This is a genomic window from Ochrobactrum sp. PL_is501, from assembly GCF_055816895.1.
Genome location: NZ_JBVPGR010000002.1, coordinates 1 through 732, shown reverse-complemented (window position 1 = coordinate 732; position 732 = coordinate 1). Strand labels below are relative to the sequence as shown.

Below are 732 nucleotides of genomic sequence, written 5' to 3'. Positions count from 1 at the left end.
TAGGTCTGCGTGTCGGTCACAGGCGCGGCATCATTGCCGGCTGCATCCGCAAACACCACTTCCGCCGTCACCGTCGGTGTCGCCGCACCGGCAAGCGCACTGCCTGGAACCTGCGCCGTCCACGTCCCGTCGCCATTGTCGACCGCCGCATAAGGCACGCCATCGACAACCACGTTCACCGTCGTCGTCGCAGCATCCGAAGGCGGATTGGTGATCGTCACCGTCACCGGAACATTGCCCGATGCCTCGGCGGCATTGACCACACCGTCACCGGCAATCGCACCAACCGTCACCGTGGTGGCACTCGTATCCGGCGGGGTCGTGTCGCTGGTCCACGTGCCGCTTCCCGTTCCCGGATTGCCCGCAGGGTCGGTCACCGCAACCGTCACATCGCCGTTGGGCTGTGCACCTGGCGCCGTCGCCGTCCAGTTGCCGGTCGCACCATCGGCCACCACCTCGGACGTGGTACCGTCCGGCCAGGTCACCACAACCGTCGAACCCGGTTCCGTCGTGCCCGAAGCCGTCGGGATATTATCGCCTTCCGGATCGGTGATGGCGACCGTGGTCGTCGGTGGCGTGACATCGACCGTGTAGGTCTGCGTGTCGGTCACAGGCGCGGCATCATTGCCGGCTGCATCCGCAAACACCACTTCCGCCGTCACCGTCGGTGTCGCCGCACCGGCAAGCGCACTGCCTGGAACCTGCGCCGTCCACGTCCCGTCGCCATTGTCG

At 66.7% G+C, this 732-nt stretch carries 1 protein-coding gene; it reads right to left on the bottom strand.

All coding sequences use genetic code 11. The annotated features are described in order from the left end of the window. Positions 1-732 (bottom strand): hypothetical protein (locus AC0TOF_RS00010; RefSeq protein WP_473766717.1); only part of this gene is annotated, 732 nt, incomplete at both ends.